Source organism: Streptomyces sp. 15-116A (genome assembly GCF_025290915.1).
GTDB lineage: Bacteria > Actinomycetota > Actinomycetes > Streptomycetales > Streptomycetaceae > Streptomyces.
In genome coordinates this window covers 36,424-52,193 of the sequence record NZ_JAOCQE010000001.1, presented here as the reverse complement: position 1 = coordinate 52,193, position 15,770 = coordinate 36,424, and the positions used below count along the sequence as shown (strand labels likewise).

Below are 15,770 nucleotides of genomic sequence, written 5' to 3'. Positions count from 1 at the left end.
TTCTGGCGTGGGTCCTGCCGGTGTGCGCGCACACCGACGGCCCGGCCCCCCGGGCGTCCGCAGTCTCTGCTCTCGTCGGCGTAGACGGTTCCCCCGCTGCGGCACGGACGATCGCCGACCATGATTGTCCTGACCGGGAACACGCGCCCGATGACGCCCACTGCCGCCCGGCCGCCGAGGCCGTGACGGGCCCTACTTCTTCCTTGCCCGCTCCGTCTCATCGAGTGACGGCCATCGCCGGCCCTGCCTTCACGTCGGACTCACCGCCGGCTCGCGCAGCACCGGAGGTCCTGGTCCTAGCCCCGGGTCTCCACCAATTGCAGATTCAGCTGACCTAGGAAGCCCACCGCGCGGCCCCCGTCGGCGCCGTGCCTGTCGGCCTCTCTGCCCCCGGCTCTCCGGGTGTGCAGGTCATATTCACTGCCTGAATCGCATCACCGCTCCCTGTGTCCGCGGTGAGGACAAGGACATGCCATGGGATCTTCCCGAGCCAAGGAACAGCGCGCCACCCGTCGCGCGAAGTTGGAGGAGATGCGCCGCGCCGAGGCGGCGCGAGAGCGGCGCAACCGCATCATCACCTGGACCTGCAGCGCGCTTGTCGTGGTCGGAGTGGTAGGCGCGAGCTGGTACTTCATCGACCGGACGAACAAGCGGGACGAGGCGGAAGCGGCGGCCGCCGCCAAGCCGGTGGCGGGCGAGAAGAGTTTCAAGGACCTGGGCCGCAACCACGTCACCACCCCGGTCGACTACAAGATGTCTCCGGCCGTCGGCGGTGACCACAACCAAGCCTGGATGAACTGCAACGGCGACGTCTACGACAAGGAGATCGGTGAGACGAACGCCGTGCATTCCCTGGAGCACGGCGCGGTCTGGGTCACGTACAACGACAAGGCCGGGGACAAGGACGTGAAGACGCTCAAGGACCGCGTCGCGAAGACTCCCTACACGCTGATGAGTCCCTACGCCGACCAGTCCTCGCCGATAATGCTGTCGGCCTGGGGCAAGCAACTGAGCGTCGACTCCGCGGACGACCCGCGTGTGGGGAAGTTCCTTGACAAGTATGTGCAGGGCGTGCAGACCCCCGAGCCGGGTGCGGCTTGCACGGGAGGGACCTCCGCATGACCGGCGCGGCTACCCGCCGCCTGCCCGTTGCAGTCGTCGTCGCCATGCTCGTGGCCGTCCTCGTCGGTCTCGCCGTGTGGTGGCGCACGACGGAGGGCACGGCCAACGCCGCCTCACCGGGCGAGCGTTCCGTCGAGGCCGGCTTCGCGCGGGACATGGCGGTCCACCATCAGCAAGCCGTGGAGATGTCGTTCATCGTCCGCGACCGCACCGACGACGAGGACGTGCGCAGGCTCGCCTACGACATCATCAACACCCAGGCCAACCAGCGGGGCATGCTGCTCGGCCGGCTGGAGACATGGGGGCTGAACAAGTCGTCCGCCGACGCGCCGATGGCCTGGATGGGGCACGGCTCGATGCACGAGGCGAAGGATGGCTCGCTCATGCCCGGCATGGCCACGAACACGCAGCTGGATCAGTTGCGCGAGGCTGAGGGTGAGGATGCCGAGGTGCTGTACCTGCGGCTGATGACCGCCCATCATCGGGGCGGTGTCGACATGGCCCGAGGTGCGGTGAGAATGGCCGACGACGGCACACTCGTACGGCTGGCCCGAACCATGGTCGATGGGCAGCAGGCCGAGATCGACCTGATGGCCGACATGCTCGCCCAGCGGGGTGCGACAGCAGGGGCCTGAGTGATGCCCGGCTAGGGACGGCCCTGGCCGGGCATCACGCCGGCGAGTTGCCGGAAGCGGGTGAAGACGCGGAAGCGGGTCAGGCGCCCCGGGGCTGGACCTACCAGCCGACCTTTTCGCATCCCGTGTGATCGACCGGCTCGACCTGGAGTGTCGCGTGGGCGACGCCGTGACGGTCGCGCAGCAGGTCGCGGGCCTGGTCCAGGACCGCGTGCCCCTCGGCGGGGTCGGCGGTCACCAGGTGGGCGGTGGCCACGTGCATGCCGGAGGTGAGTGTCCATAGGTGCAGGTCGTGGACGTCCTTGACGCCGTTGACGGCCGCCAGGTCGTCGGCCACGGTCGCCGGGTCCACACCCGCCGGGGCGTGCTGCCCGAGCACGGCGAAGACCTCGCGGCCCAGTGCTACGGCGCGCACGGCGACGAAGCCGCCGATGGCGAGGGCGACCAGGGTGTCCCACAGCGGCTGGCCGGTCGCGGCGACCAGCCAGCCCGCCAGGATCACGCCGACTGATCCGGCGGTGTCGGCCACGACCTCCAGGTAGGCACCCTTGACGTTCAGGCTCTCGGACGCGCCGGAGCGCAGAAGAAACAGCGCCACAAGGTTGACGGCTAGACCGATGCCGCCCACGACCAGCATGGGACCGGGGGCGATTTCGGCTGAGGCTCCGATGCGGCCCACGGCTTCGACGACCACGTACACCGAGACGCCGGACATGAGCAGCACGGACAGTAGGGAGGCGAACACCTCCGCCCGGTAGGAGCCGTAGGTGCGGCGGCCGGTGGTGTCGGGCCGGGGGGCTATGCGCGTGGCGACCAGTGCCGCCCCCAGCGCCACCACGTCCGCTGCCATATGCCCGGCGTCCGACAACAGCGCCAGCGAACCCGACAGCAGCCCGTAGGCCAGTTCGACGACGAAGTACGAACCGACCAGCCCGAAGGACACGGCGAGTCGCCATCGGTGCCGTCCCGCCGCGTGCTCGCCCACCCCATGGTTGTGACTGTGCCCGCCCATGATCGTTTCCCCTCCCGTTCCGGCGCTGTCACCCGCAGGGAAGCACAGGCTGGACCAAAGGGGCAAAGGCTGCATCGGTGACCGTTGTCATCTCCGATAGCAACACGCTGACCTGCGGAAACGTGGAGATCGTGCATGATGCGGAGACAGGGACGACCCGGAGGCGAGGCGGCTCAGCGAGGGTGAGTACGCTTCCAGCGACAATTGATGACGCGCCGGGCGCTGCCGTCCCGGCGCCCACTGACCGAACGACTCGTTCTCCGAAGGCCCGCCTATGCGACCGCTCTCCGCCACCGGCTCCGCCTCCCCGGCGTCCGGTGCGCTGCGCGGCCTGCGGGCCGGGGCGCTGGCCGTGCTGTGTGTCCTGCTGCCGCTGGCCGGACACGCACTGAACCAGTGCCACGCGCCACGGTGGGTCATCGCCGCGGCGGTCGCTGTGGTGGCGGTGCCCGGCGCGGTCCTGTTGACGCGGCGCCGACTCACCGACGCCCAGGTGATCGGCGTCCTGCTGGCCGCACAGATTGCCTCGCACCTTGCCTACTCATTGCCGGGTGCCTGCCAGGCGATGACGGGGACGGGACGGCAGGAGGCGCCACTCGGGTTGTCCGCCCTGGTCGAGCACGGTGCCGATGGCGGGCCGCCGACAGGTGTGCTGATGGCCGGACATCTGGTCACCGTGATCATCGCCGCCCGCCTGCTCGGGGTCACCGAGCGGCTGCTGTGGCAGAGCAAGTCGCTGGTGGCCGTCGTTCGCAGGCTGCTGCTGTTCGTCTGGACCGTACTCGGCCGTGTGCACGGCTCGGGGCCGCAGGTCGCCGCCTGTGTGAGCACGTCACCCTTGCGGTCTGTCGTCCTGGCCCGACGTGGGGAGGGTCGTGCGCCGCCTTCGGGCCAGTGTGCCCCCTTCGCTTCCTTCCGGCCGATGCTGATCGGCGGCCTGGTCCTGCCCTGACGGGTGTGACACGGGGACCGCCCGGCGGGCCGGCTCCTCCTGTCCCGGCGGTTCGCCTCGCCGGGGGACGACAGAAAGTCCCACATCATGCCTGTCATCAACCGGCGTGCCGCGCGCGCGGCGGCACGCGTCCTCGTCGTACCGGCCGCCCTCGCGGCCCTGGCGGTCACGGCTCCGCAGGCCGCTGCCCACACGGAACTGGAGAGCGGCAGCCCTGCAGCGAATGCCGTGCTGGCCGGGCTGCCGCCCCGCGCCACGCTCACGTTCACCGACGAAATGACCGAGAAGTACGCCAAGGTAGCCGTGACCGGCGCCGACGGCTCGTCCGTCGCCACCGGCAACCCACAGGTCGACGGCAAGACCGTGACGCTCGCCCTGCGGACGGACGCGCCTGCCGGCGGCTACACCGTGGGCTACCGCGTGGTGTCCGCCGACGGCCACCCGGTCTCCGGTTCGTACACCTTCACCGTCAAACCGACTGACACTGCGCAGCCCTCGGCACCGGCGACGGGGGGACCTGCACCGTCCTCGGGTGCCGCGGCGCCGACGGCTTCCGCGTCGGCGCAGACCGCCGAGCCCGCGTCCTCCGGCGTGAGCGCGCCTGTCCTGGCCACTGGGGGCGCCCTGGCGGTGGCTGCCGGTGCAACCGTCTTCGCGGTACGCCGTCGGCGGCGGGCCGGCCGTGGCGACTGAGGCAAAGCCGGGCGGGGTACGGCGCCTGTCCCGGCTTCCCCTCGTGCTGGCCGGTGCGACGGTCTGCGCGGTCGCTGTGGCCCTGGCCATGGTGCAGGCCGGGGGAGGAGCAAGCACCTCGGTCCCCGGTCTGCCGGATGCGGGCACGGTCACCGTATGGGGGCTGCCGGTGGCACGGACCCTCACGGACGTCGGAGCGGTGGCCACCGTGGGCGCGCTGCTGCTTGTGGTCGTGCTTCTGCCAGGTGGCCGCAGACTCACGGCGACCCAGCTCCGCTACCTGACGTGGGCCGGTGCGGCGGCCGCGTCGTGGACTGTCGCGGCGGCCCTGGCCATGGTGTTCACACTGGCCGACCTCTTCGCGCAACCGGTCGGCAATGTCCTGTCCGCAGCGATGCTGGCGGACTTCGTCGCCACGGACGCGCAGGGACGCTCGTACGCGCTCATGATCGGTGCAGGGGCGGCGACCGCGACCTTCTGCGTGGGAGTCACGACGGCTCGCTGGGCCCGTCTGGCGTTCGTCGTGGCCCTGGCGGGGCTGCTGCCGCCGGCGTTCAGCGGGCACTCGGCGGCCTCCGGCAATCACGACGCCGCGGTCACCAGCCTGGCCCTGCACCTGCTGGGCATCGCGGTCTGGGTCGGCGGACTCCTCTTCGTCCTGGTCGTGGCCGCCAGGCGCGAGGAGGAGGCGGCGGACGCGGCCCGCCGCTTCAGCCCGCTCGCCGCCTGGGCCCTGCTCGCGGTCGCGGCCTCCGGAATCGTCAACGCCGTGGTCCGGCTGCCTTCCCCGGAGACCCTCTTCACCAGCGCGTACGGGCTGATGGTCATCGCCAAGACGGTGGCCCTCGCCGCGCTGGGCGGCATCGGCTGGTGGCACCGCCGCCGCACCCTGCCGACGCTGCGAACCGGCAGACGGCGAGCGTTTGTCCAGCTCGCGATCGGTGAACTGCTGCTCATGGCGGCGGCGATGGGACTCGCCGTCGGCCTGTCGCGCACCCCGGCACCCGGCCCCGACACCTCGGTCTCCCCGACCGAGGAACTGCTGGGCTTTCCCATGCCGCCCGAACTTGGCGACTTCCCCTGGACGCCATTGTTCACCCAATGGCACTTCGACCCGCTGTTCGCCTTCGGCACGGCAGCTGCCGCGCTGCTGTACCTGAACGGTGTGCGCAAGCTGCGCGCCCGCGGCGACCGATGGCCCGTCGGACGGACGATCTCCTGGCTGCTGGGCCTGGCGGTCACCGTGCTGACGACGATGAGCGGCCTGGCGGTGTACGGCAAGGTGCTGTTCAGCGTGCACATGGGCCAGCACATGATCCTTGCGATGACCGTGCCCATCCTGCTCGTGCTGGGCGCCCCCGCCACCCTTGCCCTCCGCGCCTTTCCTGCCGCGCCCAAGGGGGAGCCGGACGGGCCCCGCGAGATGCTGCTCAAGCTGCTGCACAGCCGCTACGTGCGGCTCCTTTCGAACCCGGTGGTGGCGAGCCTGCTGTTCATCGGCAGCGCCTTCGTCGTCTACTACACCTCGCTCTTCGAGACGCTGATGGGCAGCCACCTCGGACACCTGTTCATGATGGTGCACTTCCTCGCGGTCGGCCTGCTCTTCTTCTGGGTGATCATCGGCGTCGACCCCGGGCCGCGCCGCCCGCCCCACCTGGGCCGCCTGTTCGTGCTGATCCTCACGATGCCGTTCCACTCCTGGTTCAGCATCTCGCTGATGAGCTCCAGCGCCCTGATCGGAGAGGGCTGGTGGTCCCTGCTCGACCGGCCCTGGGTCGAGGAGCCGATGGACGACCAGTACGACGCCGGTGCCATCGCCTGGGCCACCGGTGACATCCCCGTTCTGATCACCACGATCATCCTGGCGATCCAGTGGATCCGGGCGGACCTGCGCGAAGCCCGCCGCGTGGACCGCCAGATCGAACGCGGCGACGGCAACGACCCCCTCGCCGCCTACAACGCCTACCTGGCTGGCCTCCACGCCCGTGACCGGCGCACGGCCGCACCCGAGACCGCGAAGAAGGAAACATGAAGAGGCTGACCAAGCACCTGATCGTCGCCGCCGTGCTCGTGGCGGGCTTCGCCGCCGCGATCGGCTCCTACCTGCTGCTCTCTCCCGACAACCGGCGCGGAAACGGCGGCCTGGACGTCCAGCCGGCCGCCGAGGCCATGCCGGTACGGGAATCCAGCCACCGGCTCACCGACCCGGCCAACAGCGAACTGACCCTCGTGGAGTTCCTGGACTTCGAGTGCGAGGCGTGCGGCGCCTACTTCCCGGTCGTCGAGAAGCTCCGTGAGGAGTATGGAGACCGGGTCACCTTCGTCGCCCGCTACTTCCCGATGCCCGGCCACCGCAACGGCGAACTCTCCGCCCGCACCGTGGAAGCGGCAGCTCGGCAGGGCAAGTTCGAGGAGATGTACACCAAGCTCTTCACCACCCAGAAGGAATGGGGCGAGGCCCAGGAGTCGAAGGAGGACGTCTTCCGCGGTTACGCCGAGGAACTCGGCCTCGACATGAAGAAGTTCGACGCGGACCTGGCCGACCCGAAGACCGCGGCACGTGTCCAGGCCGACCAGCGCGACGGCCTCGGACTGGGAGTCCAGGGCACGCCCACCTTCTTCCTCGACGGCCGCAAGATCCCCAACCCCGCCTCCTACGAGCAGTTCAAGGCCCTCATCGATGAGCGACTGTCCGACTGATCAGGGAGGGAGGCCGCAGCTCATGGAGTACCTGATCGATCAGGCTCGCGTGTTCCGGGCCCGCGCGGCCGCTCACAGCCTGGACCTCACAGAGCACGCGCAAGTGCGCAGGCCCCGCGCGATGTTCATCACTTGCTCGGACGCCCGGCTCGTCCCGGCCCTGCTCACCGCCAGTCGACCGGGCGACCTCTACGAACTGCGCAACCAGGGCGGCCTGATCCCGCCGTACGACCCCTGGAAGCACACCGCCGAGACACGGACCGTCGAACACGCCGTGCGTGACCTGAAGGTCACCGACATCATCGTGTGCGGCCACTCGCGTTGCGAGGCCGTCGACGACGCGGTGGCGGGTGACGACGAACCGTCCGCGATCGCAGCCGCCGGCCACTGGCACACGCTGACACAGCTGGACCAGCTGAGCGACTACCCCTGTGTCACACCGCGGCTCGCCGATCGCTCCCTGCGCCTGCATGCCTGGTACTACGAGGTCGACACCGGCTCCACCTCCCAGTACGACGCCCGCACGAGCGTGTTCCTCCCGCTGTGAACAGGCCCACAGCGCCCGACGTATACGACAAGGTGACCGCAGTGACCGCCAGCAAGAACCTCACCTACGACGAACGCCTCACCGCTCCCAAGACCTGGTGGGTCATCGCCGCCCTGTTCGGCTTCTCCATGGCTCTGGTCTTCATGCCCTTCGGCCTGATCGCCGCCCTCATCGCCTGGACCGCGGGCGCCGGCCTGGCCGGCGCCTACGTCAGCTCGCAGGGCTCCCTGCGGGTCAGGGTCACCACCGACCTACTCGTTGTCGGAGACGCCCGCATTCCCCTGAACGCGCTGGGCGAGCCCGAGGTCCTCGTCGGCGAGGAGGCAAGGGCGTGGCGGACGTACAAGGCGGACCTACGGGCCTTCATGGCCCTGCGCGGCTACATCACCACCGCCGTCCGGGTCGAGGTGGTCGACCCGGAGGACCCCACCCCGTACGTCTACATCTCCACCCGAGCACCCGAGCTGCTGGCTGAGGCGATCCGCGGATCCGCCTGACACGAGCACGCGGAAGGGAGGAGTATCGGCGGCTGTGCCGGGTGATCGGGTGACGAGTCGCGACGCCGCGGACCTGTGGACGGGTCGCACGGAGGCGTCCGTCCGCGCTGGGCTGTTCGCACTCGTCGGCAGCCTGCTCGCGGCTCTCGGTCATCACGCGGTGGTCGAAGGCCCGGTCCCGTGGCGTCTGATGACCGCTCTCGCGGCCGCTCAGTTCGTGCTCGTGTGGCCCTTCGCCCGTCGTCCGATGGTTCTGACGACGGTCATGAGCTGCACCCTTGCGGCACAGGCCGTGCTGCACACCGCGTTGGCCGCGGAAGACGGCAGCGTTCGAGCAGCGGCCGTCCACACCGCTCACGCCGGCGCCGCCGGAGTGACCACAGGAGACGGGCATGCCTGGCACCACGCCGGGGTCGTCATGACCACGGCTCATACATGCGCGGCGCTGGTGGCGGCCTGGCTTCTACAGCGGGCCGACAGGGCGGTTGTCGCCGCCCTGTCCGCCGGCCGGATCATGAGAGCCGCGGCCGTCGCGGTGATCTTCCCGGCCGGCCTGGTGTCGTACCTGACCGGTGGCTCCCAAGCTGAGCAGCTGCCCTTGCCGCGGCTCGTCGGCCGGTTCCTCAACCCGGGGAGGGTGTGGGCCCGGATCCTGGCACACGCACTGGTGCGGAGAGGACCTCCGAGGAGAGAGCACGTCTCTTCTCGTCCTCTCTCCGGGCCCGGCCTCGGCCGACCCGGACTCACCAGCAAGGAGTTCACCCGTGTCTTCATCCCCTCACGGCTTCGGCCGCGTCACTCGTCGGCTCGGTGTGGTCAGCGCCTTCACCCTGACGGCTGCCCTCGCCCTGACCGGAACCGCCGCCGCGCACTCGGAGGTCGAGGCGGACAACCCGCAGGCGCTCGCCGAGAACGTCACGCTCACCTTTGTCTCCGAAGCCGAATCCGACTCGGCCGGTTTCACCCAGCTGCGTGTCGTTCTGCCCGATGGCATCGCCCCCGGTGACGTGACACTGGGCGAAGCGCCCAAGGGCTGGAAGCTGAAGGCCGGCGACGACGGCTACACCCTCGGCGGCCCCACCTTGAAGATGGGCGTCGATGCCGAGTACCAGATCAAGGTCCGCCAGCTGCCGGATGCCGAGAGCCTCGCCTTCAAGACGATCGAGACCTACAGCGACGGCAAGATCTCCCGCTGGATCGAGTTGTCCAAGGGAGGCGAGGAGTCGGAGCAGCCCGCTCCCGTCCTCGAACTGAAGGCGGCCGCCCCGGGCGCTACGCCGATCAGCCCGAGTCCCAGGGCTCCCGAGACCCCCAGCCCCACACCGTCCACCACGACGCCGTCGTCTCCCACGGCGTCCGCGGACACCACCGAGACCGCCGCTGACGAGAAGGACGAGGACAGCTCGACGGGCCTCGTCATTGGCGGCATCGTCGTGGCCTTGGCCGTTCTCGGCGGAGGGGCCTGGTGGCTCATGAGGCGCCGGACCCCCGGCAGCCAGAGCTGACTGGTGGCCACTGGGGCGGGGCGTAGCAGCAGCCTGACGAGCCGTCTTCCCCGGTGGCAGTGGTCACGAAGAGCTGGGTAGGTGATGCGTCCGGAGGACGCATCACCGCCTGCACGTTCGGGGCCATCTGCGGGACACGCCGCCGGTTCGAACGAGGCGCCTAGGTATACCTCGAGTGCGGGAACAGGGCTGCTACGACGCCTTCGGGGTCGGACCCACACCCCGTAACTGCCGGATGGTCCCGCCGAGCTTTTCCCGGAACCGTTCGAGCGCCTTCGGCTTGGCAGCGACGACCCAGCGCTTGCCGACGAGGTACTTGCCCCCGTACATGCTGGCCGTGCTGAGCCACGCTTGCTGGTACCTGTCCTCGGGGAACGTGGTGATGAGGTAGTCACCCTGCTTGGTGTGACACAACCCCTCGCGCAACTGCTCCGCTTCGACGCGGATGTTGGCCTTGCAGCCGGTGAGACCGGCGATCATCTCGACCTTCGCCGGTGCCACGACACCGGCCGCAGGGGCGGCTGCGACCGCTTGCTTGCCCTGCGATGCAGGGTCGTCCTCGCCCCCGCTGCAGGCACCGACCAGCGGCATCAGCGCAAGGATTCCGATCACCGCGGCCCGCGGCATCCCACGAGCGGCGGGGAGGGGACGGGTTACGGGTGCGGATGGTAGCTGCCGTAGCAAGGCGTCTCCCTGGATCAGTCGCGCCCGCCCGGGGACGAGGGGCAGACGTGGTCTGCAAGGAGTACGTGTGAATGGCACCGCTGCGTTCAGTCGCGGGCGGCTTCGTCCGAGACCGATAGGGCGACGGCTGAACTGCCGAGTCGTACGGCGGAGAGCCGTACTCGGGACTGGTACACGGGAGAGCTGAACGGACGTGTTCGTCACCCGATTCGGTGATGACGACAGCGGCAGCCGCTGGTGCACCGAACGCTGTCGGCTTCGGCGCCCTCCGCTGCTGGCTGGGCGATTGGCGTGAAACTGGTGAGACGCGCGGCGTGTGGTCCGCCATCACTGATGAGAACTTTATGTAGTCAGTGCACTACCTTCAGTGTCCATGGTGACGGGTGCGGCGTTGAAGCGCTCCCGCTCCGACTCACTGGTCGGAGCGGTGGTTCTCCTGGTGCTCACTGCGCTCGTGCACGTCTTGATCTGTTCCCACGGCCCGGCGTTCTCCGCAGCGACACGCGTCGACACACCGCTGGCTGCCACCGCCAGCCGCGCGACAACGGCGGAGCAGCAGGACCCCACGTACCTGCAAACCGAGCCTGCCAATCAACACCCCACGCACTGCTGGGATGCGAACGAGACGACGGTGGCACAGCCTTCGCGTGGCATCGAACTGGCCGTCCCCGCGGTACACCATGCGCAGCCCGCAGACTACGTACCAGCACAGCCGCACCCTGATTCGCCGAATTCCGCGCCACCGTTCCAAGGTGCGCGTGATTCCGTGGCGGGCCGCAGACTGGCCGTCCTTGGCGTGTGCCGGACCTGATCGACGCTTCTGCCGTTCCCTCGACGTGTAGAGGGACGGCAACGGATCAGTTTCGCCTCTTTCCCCCACGTACACCGGCTGCCGAACTACAGGGCCGGTGACAGGAGAAGCACGCCATGAAATCCCTCGCTCCAACTGCCCTTCCCGCTTGCCCGGCCCAGCTGCTGGCTGTCGCCAAACGCCCGATGCACACCCCCGCCGGGCTCGTTGGTGACACGCCCGTTCTGTGGATCGGTGAGCCGTTCGCCGCTGCTGGACGCGGCTTCTGGGCCAAGCTCGAAGGTCACAATCCCGGCGGCATCAAGGACCGAACCGCTCTTCACATGGTGCGAGCGGCCCGAGAACGCGGTGCCTTGCTCCCCGGGGCGCGGATCGTGGAGTCCACCTCGGGCACCCTCGGCCTGGGTCTGGCCCTGGCCGGCGCCACCTTCGGCCATCCGGTCACCGTGGTCACCGACCTCGGCATGGAACCGCTGATGACCGGCCTGCTCACGGCGTACGGTGCCACCGTCGACCTCGTCGACGTACCGCATCCCGTCGGCGGCTGGCAGCAGGCCCGCCGCGACCGTGTCGAGGAGCTGCTCGCCACTCATCCGGACGCCTGGTGTCCCGACCAGTACCACAACCCCGACAACGTCGCGGCGTACTCGGGTCTCGCGCATGAACTCGTCGCCCAGCTCGGCCGGATCGACACCCTGGTCGTCTCCGTCGGCACCGGTGGCCACTCCGCCGGCATCGCCTCAGTGCTGCGTGCCTTCTTCCCCCAGCTCCGGGTTGTCGGCGTGGACACCACGGGCTCCACGATCTTCGGCCAGCCGGCCGCGCACCGCCTGATGCGCGGACTGGGCAGCAGCATCTACCCCCGCAACGTCGCCTACGACCTCTTCGACGAAGTGCACTGGGTGGCCGCCCCCGAGGCCGCGTGGGCTGCCCGACGCCTGGCCCGCGACCACTACGCCACCGGCGGATGGAGCGTCGGTGCCGTGGCACTGGTCGCCCGGTGGCTGGCCCGAAGCTTGCCCGCCGAGGAACGCATCGTGGCTGTCTTTCCCGACGGCCCGCAACGCTACGTAGGAACCATCTTCAACGATACGTACTGCCGCGACCACCGCCTTCTGGGGCACCCGCCCACCGGCGCTCCTGACGAACTCGCACGTCCGGGCGACCGCGTTGTGGACCGCTGGACCCGCTGCACCACGGTCATCGACCCGCTCGTCACCGGCACGGATCAGAAGGTCGCAGGAGTCACCGGATGAAGCACCTCTGGCGTCAGACTCAATCCTTCCCGTCCGCGGTACGTCTGTTGATGGCGAACCAGTTCGCCATCAACCTCGCCTTCTACATGCTCATGCCGTATCTCGCTGCCCACCTCTCCGGCGGACTCGGCCTGGCCGCCTGGGCGGTGGGGCTCGTACTAGGCGTGCGCAACTTCTCCCAGCAGGGCATGTTCCTGATCGGCGGTACCTTCGCTGACCGCTATGGCTACAAGGCCCCGATCCTGGCAGGCTGCCTGCTTCGAACGGTCGGCTTCGGTCTGCTCGGCTGGGTCGACAACCTGCCCGCCCTCATCGCCGCCTCAGCCGCCACCGGCTTCGCCGGCGCCCTGTTCAACCCAGCCGTCCGCGCCTACCTCGCCGCCGAAGCCGGAGAGAGGCGCGTGGACGCCTTCGCGACCTTCAACGTCTACTACCAGGCGGGCATGCTCCTCGGACCGATTGCCGGACTCGCCCTGCTGGCCACCGACTTCCGCCTCGTCTGCACGACAGCAGCAGCAATCTTCACAGCGCTGAGCGTGCTGCAATGGCGCGCGCTGCCTCCCCGCCACGCCAGCCCGACGACCAGTGACCAGAACGGCGTGCTCGAGCAGTGGCGAACGGTCGTGACCAACCGCCCGTTCCTGCTCTTCGCCACCGCGATGATCGGCTCGTACGTGCTGACCTTCCAGGTCTACCTGGCCCTGCCGCTGGCGGCGGCCGACGCCCTAGGCACACACGGCACGCAGGTCACGAGCGGCCTCTTCGTCGTCTCGGCAGCGGTCGCGGTCATTGGGCAACTGCGTCTTACCGGCTGGGCGAAGAACCGATGGCAGCCCAGCGAGGCGCTGGTGCGCGGACTGTCGGCCATGGGGTTGGCCTTTCTTCCGCTGGCTCTAGCCCCGGGAGACTCCTCCACGGCTGTGCTCGCGTCCTTGGTTCTGGCGGTGGTGTTGCTCGCGGTCGGATCCGCGGTGGTCTATCCGTTCGAGATGGACACCATCGTCAATCTCTCGGGCGAGCGTCTGGTGGCCACCCACTACGGCCTCTACAACACGGTGTCGGGGCTCGGCATCACCATCGGAAACCTGGTCACCGGCGCGCTCTGGGACTTCGCCCAGCGGCATGACGCCCTGTGGCTGACCTGGGTGACTCTGACAGCTACGGGGCTGGTCTGCGCTGCAGCAGTCGCAGCCTTGGCCAGAACGGGGCGCCTTATCGCCAGGCAGCCAGCAGTAGTGGCCTGAGACGACGGCGCGAAGCGCGATCCGATGGCCGACGAGTATCGGCGAAGAGGCTTCTCGCGTGAGTGAGGCAGGAGCTGTGCTGGTCGGCACAAATACTCACGCTCTGTATTGGGCGGGGTATACGGGTGGGCCTGGAAGGTGACCGCGTGGCCAGCCATTCGCAGCCCTCCAGGGGCATTGTCGGTCTGGACGATCCCTCCCCACACCACACCGGCGGAAGCCTCGGCGGCTTCCGCCGGTGCGCTGCGCCAGGAGGGGCAACGGCGGGCGAGGGCGCCTGCTTCGGCACGCGTGTTCAGGCTTCGAGGAGCCGCCAGGATGAGAGGTGCCGGGGCGATGAAGGCGGAGCCGCGTGCGGACGTCCCGAAGTCCACCCCGATCCAGCCCTGCACCGAGGGCGAGTGGCAGCGGTTGCTGGATGCGCTGCGATCGGTGGTGGCTCAGGCATGGTCAGTGCACCGGGAGGCGAGGAACCTGGCTGCCGCCGACTGCCACCCGGCCGACGGTGGACTGTCCCGGGAGAACGTCGCCTGGCTCTTGGTACGGGAAGGCGCCGAGGAGTTCGGCCTGCCGGCGGGGTGCTCACCGGCGAACAAGTTGGCGGCGGTGCATGTGCGGCAGCTCAAGGACGCCCTGTATCCGACGCCTATCACCCTGGCCGCGCACCGACTCCTGTTCGCCGCCTACTGCGGCATCGTGCCTGTCGGCATCGCCTATCTCGGCCTGGGCGACGTGTCGTGGGCCGGGGAGATCTGGAGCGGCTACGCCGACAGCTCGAAGGCGGCACCGTGCGGCGGCTGCCCACGTAGACCTCGGCCCCGTTCGGCTCCTGCAGCTGACCCGTCGCGGCACCGAGCCACCCCTGCTGTCCGAGCAGACGGGGGACCGGACGGCTTGACCTTCAAGTCGGGTCGAAGGTTTACCGTCGAGGGCATGAGGACCTACCGGATCTCGCAGCTGGCGGAACGCTGCGGTGTTCCCGCCACCACGCTGCGCTTCTACGAGGACGCCGGGCTGCTGCCGGCCGAGCGGACTCCTTCGGGTTACCGCATCTACGGGGAGGACGCGGTGGAGCGGCTGTCCTTCATCTCCTCGGCCAAGCTCCTGGGCCTGGCCCTGGAGGAGATCCGCGACCTGTTGGACGTCCGGGAAGAAGGAGTTTGCGCCTCGGTACGGGCCCGGATGCTGCCACTGATCGCGAGCCGGATCCAGGACACCGACGGCAGGGTCGCCGAGCTGCGGGCCTTCTCCGCCCGCCTGGCAGACGTCCATACCGCCCTGTCCGGGCCGGCACCGGAGGGCGCATGCGGACCGGACTGCGGCTGCACCACGACCACGGCCCCGGCGGCCGGGCCCGTGCCGGTGACCCTCTCACCCACCCGCCCCGCACCCGGACCGGCAGACGAGGCGTGGCGGGATGCCCCGGTGGCCTGCACGCTGGGCGGCGCCGAGCTGGGCGAGCGCACCGAGCAGTGGCGGACCCTGGTCGCGAAGACCGAACAGCGCGAGGACATCGAGGACGGGGTGCGACTGTCCTTCCCACCGGACGCCGACCTCGCCGGACAAATCGCGGCGTTGGCCGCGGCCGAGCAGGACTGCTGTGCGTTCTTCGACTTCACCCTGCACCTGACCCCCGCCGCCCTCCAGCTGGACGTGCGCGCGCCCGAGAGCGCCGCCGCGATGCTGGCCGACCTGTTCGGAGTCCCCGCATGACCACCACGCCGTCCTCCCGCTCGTCCGGCCCCTGGGGCGTCCTCGGTACGGGGGCAGCGGCCGTCGCCGCCTGTGCGGTCTGCTGCGCGGGCCCCCTGCTGGCCGTGCTCGGCGGCATCGGCGTCACCTCCGTGATCGGCGCCCTGTGGATGCCAGTGCTTGCTGTGCTGGCAGTAGCGGCGGCCGTGGGTTTCGCCGTCGTACGGCGGCGCCGGAAGCGGGATGCCTGCCGCACCACCCCGGCGCCGGCCGACCTGGGCATGCCCACCGTCGGGGCCCCGCCGAGGGTCAGCGCGGCGCCGCGCTGACGTAAGGCCCCTGGCCGGTGGCCGGGCCGACGGCGTGACCTGTGAGGATGAGCCAGTGGCCGCCACCGGCGGCCGGTACGAGTTTCAAGGG

15 protein-coding genes are annotated in these 15,770 nt (G+C 69.7%); 13 read left to right on the top strand and 2 right to left on the bottom strand.

Annotation, left to right across the window (positions count from 1 at the left end):
• Positions 1–474 precede the first annotated feature (474 nt).
• Together N4P33_RS00285 and N4P33_RS00280 are read left to right on the top strand one after the other, a co-directional pair.
• Entirely contained in the window at positions 475–1,122 is a 648-nt protein-coding gene (locus N4P33_RS00285) for a DUF3105 domain-containing protein (protein ID WP_061441683.1), read from the top strand.
• Positions 1,119–1,757, top strand: a complete 639-nt coding sequence (locus tag N4P33_RS00280) for a DUF305 domain-containing protein (RefSeq protein WP_107071650.1) — start codon at positions 1,119–1,121, stop codon at positions 1,755–1,757. Before N4P33_RS00285 ends, N4P33_RS00280 begins: the two co-directional genes overlap by 4 nt.
• Before the next feature lie 100 nt (positions 1,758–1,857).
• Here the strand turns inward: N4P33_RS00280 and N4P33_RS00275 are convergent, their stop codons facing one another.
• Positions 1,858–2,769, bottom strand: coding sequence for a cation diffusion facilitator family transporter (locus N4P33_RS00275; RefSeq protein WP_061441681.1), 912 nt, complete (start codon positions 2,767–2,769; stop codon positions 1,858–1,860).
• A 274-nt stretch (positions 2,770–3,043) separates the two neighbouring features.
• On the opposite strand from N4P33_RS00275, the gene N4P33_RS00270 reads away from it, so the two are divergent.
• The 7 genes from N4P33_RS00270 (at position 3,044) to N4P33_RS00240 (ending at position 9,663) form a co-directional block, all read left to right on the top strand.
• Entirely contained in the window at positions 3,044–3,721 is a 678-nt protein-coding gene (locus N4P33_RS00270) for a hypothetical protein (protein WP_061441680.1), read from the top strand.
• A gap of 87 nt (positions 3,722–3,808) precedes the next feature.
• Complete coding sequence (locus N4P33_RS00265; protein ID WP_061441679.1) at positions 3,809–4,414, top strand: copper resistance CopC family protein; 606 nt, start codon at positions 3,809–3,811, stop codon at positions 4,412–4,414.
• A complete protein-coding gene (locus N4P33_RS00260) occupies positions 4,404–6,446 on the top strand; it encodes a cytochrome c oxidase assembly protein (protein WP_136236442.1) in 2,043 nt (680 codons plus the stop codon). The genes N4P33_RS00265 and N4P33_RS00260 overlap by 11 nt, the downstream gene beginning before the upstream one ends.
• Positions 6,443–7,114 carry a thioredoxin domain-containing protein gene (locus N4P33_RS00255; RefSeq protein WP_061441677.1) on the top strand — a complete coding sequence of 224 codons (672 nt, stop codon included), beginning with the start codon at positions 6,443–6,445 and terminating at the stop codon, positions 7,112–7,114. Before N4P33_RS00260 ends, N4P33_RS00255 begins: the two co-directional genes overlap by 4 nt.
• Before the next feature lie 22 nt (positions 7,115–7,136).
• Positions 7,137–7,661, top strand: a complete 525-nt coding sequence (locus N4P33_RS00250) for a carbonic anhydrase (RefSeq protein WP_061441676.1) — start codon at positions 7,137–7,139, stop codon at positions 7,659–7,661.
• 32 nt (positions 7,662–7,693) lie between these two features.
• On the top strand, positions 7,694–8,158 hold the full coding sequence (locus tag N4P33_RS00245) for a DUF3093 domain-containing protein (RefSeq protein ID WP_061446809.1): 465 nt from the start codon (positions 7,694–7,696) through the stop codon (positions 8,156–8,158).
• Positions 8,159–8,922: 764 nt separating this feature from the next.
• Complete coding sequence (locus tag N4P33_RS00240; protein WP_061441675.1) at positions 8,923–9,663, top strand: DUF1775 domain-containing protein; 741 nt, start codon at positions 8,923–8,925, stop codon at positions 9,661–9,663.
• A gap of 192 nt (positions 9,664–9,855) precedes the next feature.
• Here N4P33_RS00240 and N4P33_RS00235 read toward each other — a convergent pair whose 3' ends face one another.
• Positions 9,856–10,290 (bottom strand): hypothetical protein, encoded by a 435-nt coding sequence (locus tag N4P33_RS00235; RefSeq protein WP_061441674.1) that lies wholly within the window; start codon positions 10,288–10,290, stop codon positions 9,856–9,858.
• A 984-nt stretch (positions 10,291–11,274) separates the two neighbouring features.
• Between N4P33_RS00235 and N4P33_RS00230 the strand changes: the two genes are divergently transcribed.
• From N4P33_RS00230 to N4P33_RS00215, 4 genes are all read left to right on the top strand, one after another.
• Positions 11,275–12,414 carry a PLP-dependent cysteine synthase family protein gene (locus N4P33_RS00230; RefSeq protein WP_114532860.1) on the top strand — a complete coding sequence of 380 codons (1,140 nt, stop codon included), beginning with the start codon at positions 11,275–11,277 and terminating at the stop codon, positions 12,412–12,414.
• On the top strand, positions 12,411–13,658 hold the full coding sequence (locus N4P33_RS00225) for an MFS transporter (protein WP_061441672.1): 1,248 nt from the start codon (positions 12,411–12,413) through the stop codon (positions 13,656–13,658). The genes N4P33_RS00230 and N4P33_RS00225 overlap by 4 nt, the downstream gene beginning before the upstream one ends.
• A gap of 318 nt (positions 13,659–13,976) precedes the next feature.
• A complete protein-coding gene (locus N4P33_RS35470; protein WP_308291874.1) occupies positions 13,977–15,371 on the top strand; it encodes a heavy metal-responsive transcriptional regulator in 1,395 nt (464 codons plus the stop codon).
• Positions 15,368–15,679, top strand: a complete 312-nt coding sequence (locus tag N4P33_RS00215; protein WP_260824140.1) for a hypothetical protein — start codon at positions 15,368–15,370, stop codon at positions 15,677–15,679. Before N4P33_RS35470 ends, N4P33_RS00215 begins: the two co-directional genes overlap by 4 nt.
• Positions 15,680–15,770: the final 91 nt, after the last annotated feature.

Bases quoted from the DNA above. Each gene is read 5' to 3' on its own strand.
- N4P33_RS00275 (WP_061441681.1), bottom strand. From the start codon at position 2,769: ATGGGCGGGCACAGTCACAACCATGGGGTGGGCGAGCACGCGGCGGGA.
- N4P33_RS00270 (WP_061441680.1), top strand. From the start codon at position 3,044: ATGCGACCGCTCTCCGCCACCGGCTCCGCCTCCCCGGCGTCCGGTGCG.
- N4P33_RS00250 (WP_061441676.1), top strand. From the start codon at position 7,137: ATGGAGTACCTGATCGATCAGGCTCGCGTGTTCCGGGCCCGCGCGGCC.
- N4P33_RS00230 (WP_114532860.1), top strand. From the start codon at position 11,275: ATGAAATCCCTCGCTCCAACTGCCCTTCCCGCTTGCCCGGCCCAGCTG.
- N4P33_RS00285 (WP_061441683.1), top strand. From the start codon at position 475: ATGGGATCTTCCCGAGCCAAGGAACAGCGCGCCACCCGTCGCGCGAAG.
- N4P33_RS00255 (WP_061441677.1), top strand. From the start codon at position 6,443: ATGAAGAGGCTGACCAAGCACCTGATCGTCGCCGCCGTGCTCGTGGCG.
- N4P33_RS00235 (WP_061441674.1), bottom strand. From the start codon at position 10,290: ATGCCGCGGGCCGCGGTGATCGGAATCCTTGCGCTGATGCCGCTGGTC.
- N4P33_RS00225 (WP_061441672.1), top strand. From the start codon at position 12,411: ATGAAGCACCTCTGGCGTCAGACTCAATCCTTCCCGTCCGCGGTACGT.
- N4P33_RS35470 (WP_308291874.1), top strand. From the start codon at position 13,977: ATGAGAGGTGCCGGGGCGATGAAGGCGGAGCCGCGTGCGGACGTCCCG.
- N4P33_RS00215 (WP_260824140.1), top strand. From the start codon at position 15,368: ATGACCACCACGCCGTCCTCCCGCTCGTCCGGCCCCTGGGGCGTCCTC.
- N4P33_RS00265 (WP_061441679.1), top strand. From the start codon at position 3,809: ATGCCTGTCATCAACCGGCGTGCCGCGCGCGCGGCGGCACGCGTCCTC.
- N4P33_RS00280 (WP_107071650.1), top strand. From the start codon at position 1,119: ATGACCGGCGCGGCTACCCGCCGCCTGCCCGTTGCAGTCGTCGTCGCC.